This is a genomic window from Paenibacillus mesophilus (assembly GCF_005938385.1).
GTDB classification, from domain to species: Bacteria; Bacillota; Bacilli; order Paenibacillales; family NBRC-103111; genus Paenibacillus_AB; species Paenibacillus_AB mesophilus.
In genome coordinates this window covers 1-2399 of sequence record NZ_VCRA01000073.1, presented here as the reverse complement: position 1 = coordinate 2399, position 2399 = coordinate 1, and the positions used below count along the sequence as shown (strand labels likewise).

At 39.6% G+C, this 2399-nt stretch carries 3 protein-coding genes; 2 read left to right on the top strand and 1 reads right to left on the bottom strand.

The features are described from left to right. Nucleotides 1–232 precede the first annotated feature (232 nt). Complete coding sequence (locus tag FE783_RS37190; RefSeq protein ID WP_138884443.1) at nt 233–799, top strand: hypothetical protein; 567 nt, start codon at nt 233–235, stop codon at nt 797–799. 722 nt (nt 800–1521) lie between these two features. Beyond that, on the top strand, nt 1522–1890 hold the full coding sequence (locus tag FE783_RS37185; protein ID WP_138884442.1) for a VOC family protein: 369 nt from the start codon (nt 1522–1524) through the stop codon (nt 1888–1890). A gap of 120 nt (nt 1891–2010) precedes the next feature. Here the strand turns inward: FE783_RS37185 and FE783_RS39125 are convergent, their stop codons facing one another. Next, complete coding sequence (locus FE783_RS39125) at nt 2011–2268, bottom strand: cupin domain-containing protein (protein ID WP_158302256.1); 258 nt, start codon at nt 2266–2268, stop codon at nt 2011–2013. Nucleotides 2269–2399: the final 131 nt, after the last annotated feature.

Genomic DNA, 2399 nt, shown 5'->3' with positions numbered 1-2399 from the left:
CTACATCACGTAATTGCTCTTCAATCGTTTTCATCGCGATCACCCGTACAAATAAGTTGTAGTGTCTTATTCGACGCGGGTATCTTGAAGTTCCTTCCAAGCGTCTTTAGTTCAACTTATATAGATTCTTACCCTTCAAAAAATTAGGAGAAAAATGATATTATTACATGGTGATTTTTTCCGGACATGCGTTTTAGCTTGAATAGTTGGGTTTAAGGAGGATCGCTGGATCATGCTCGCGGAAAGCATAAGCAAGCCAAATGTGTATCAAGAGATAGCTATCGCAGCCTTGGGCAGCTATAGTATAGGCGATTCTCAATTGGAATACTTAGGACAACGGGATCATGCAACATTAAAAGTGGAGACAGACGCGGAAGTATATCTCATAAAAATTCATAAGGATAACTTAGCCGGTTCCACCATTAAATCTGAGATGCAGTGGCTCGAAGCCCTGTCTAGTGATACAAAGCTAATTGTCCCAAAACCTGTAAGGAATAAAAAGGATTGTCTTGTAACCGAATGGGAGAGAAATAAAAACAATTATCTTGTAACATTGCATCATTGGGTGGAAGGCGTAGTATTGAATCGTCAACCGACTAGTGCTGAAGTTATCCGATTAAGTGGGATAATGGCCTTCTTACACGAACATTCTATAAATTGGAAGCTCCCTCAAGGGTTTGACAGACCGGTATATGATATGGAATCGTTACAATCGTACTTACCAAAGCTGCTTGTTTTGCAGGGGTCAGGAACTATTGATAAAATTGATTACGATTCAATCGAAGAGACCGTAAACTAAATTATTCGTGAAACAAACAGCTTGGAGAAAACAAATCAAACCTGGGGTTTAATCCACTCGGAATTGCATGAAAGCAACTATGTCGTGCATCAAGATAGCATTAGACCGATAGACTTTTCCTCTTGCGGCTTTGGGTATTATCTTTTCGACGTGGCCGAAACCATGCTACATTTGTACCCTGATAAACAGGAAGTTATTTCTTCATACTTATAAACAACAACGTTCTTTATCGATAATAAACTTAAGGACGGTGGAGGCGTTCTTTTTATGGCAAGTGATAAGAGGCTATGCTTTTCATTCAACCAATCCAAATGAACGCGAGTGGCTAGCTAAGAGCGTACCCAATACTGTGAAAAAATATTGTCATAAATTTATGGCAGAAGAGCACTTCCTTTAAAAAATTTCATTCAACTACACTTCGGTTTTACTATGGGATGAACTTTCCGCTAACGGGTACAAACGTTAAATAGGCACCACGACGACGGCCAGAATGATCAGCTTCCGTTGCTCATCTAACGGGCATAGTTGCTTAATTAGGACATCGAAATTTCATAAGAAACAATCGGGCGATCAATAAATGTAAGGAGGAAGAAATGGATCGATTTCTAAAAAAAGGATTATTTTTGAGAAATACCGAATTGCAAAACGAGTTAGATTGTGGAGCTTTAAGGCATCAATTAAGAGAAGGAAAATTTAACTATCAAGGAGGCTGATTATTATTTATGGAGAATGATGGTAAAGGTCAGGTTACATTCCGTAATATTGCACCGATTTTTTATGTTCCAGATCGTAAACTCGTGCTAGACTATTACAAACGGCTAGGTTTTTGGTGCGACTACGATATGGGATTTGTCGAGTGGAAAGGTGTTGGATTTATCGTTCACGAGAGACCTACGGCACCCACAACACCGAATAATCACGGAAATGGTGGACTTGATGCATTCTGTATGGTTTCAGATATTGATATGTTGTTCGAAGAGTTCAAATCCAAAGACGCGGTCTTTCTTTATGAACTCAAAACGAACGAATATAACATGAGGGAATTCGCTATCAAGGATCCAGCAGGATTCACGATTGGATTCGGTAAATAACTCAACTTAGACTGGTTAGCTCAAACGAATAAATAGAGTCATCATTGCTAAACGGGGACGTTAGTTCAACCAAACAGCGGCAGTCTAGGACTGTTTTTCCGGTCCAGACTGCGGCTGTTTTCAAATATGCACTGGTACCTCAGGTGATATAACTAATATAGTACAGCCGGTTTCACTAATGGGAGCGTGATCGCTATTTGAGGGGTAATAAATATATGAGCCTTCTGGATAGTCAACTCCATTATCCGAATAAACTCCAGAAATAACAAAAACTTCTTCTCCAGCTGGATGCTTATGCCTTGGGTATCCTTTACCGGGTGCAAATCGCAATAAAGTTCTTACTTCTCCAGGTTCTAATCTTAAAACGTTCATTTCCACACCGTATCTCGAAGTAAAAATGATAAAATGGGTCAAAAGCCGATGAAGAAGGAGGGGTGACTTTTGCCAATTATACAATTATCCCTGCTCATTAACGCACCTATTGATGTATGCTTTGATTTGTCCCGCAG

What these genes read in the sequence shown, in the direction of transcription:
- FE783_RS37190 (WP_138884443.1), top strand. Translation starts at nt 233, where the DNA reads ATGCTCGCGGAAAGCATAAGCAAGCCAAATGTGTATCAAGAGATAGCT.
- FE783_RS37185 (WP_138884442.1), top strand. Translation starts at nt 1,522, where the DNA reads ATGGAGAATGATGGTAAAGGTCAGGTTACATTCCGTAATATTGCACCG.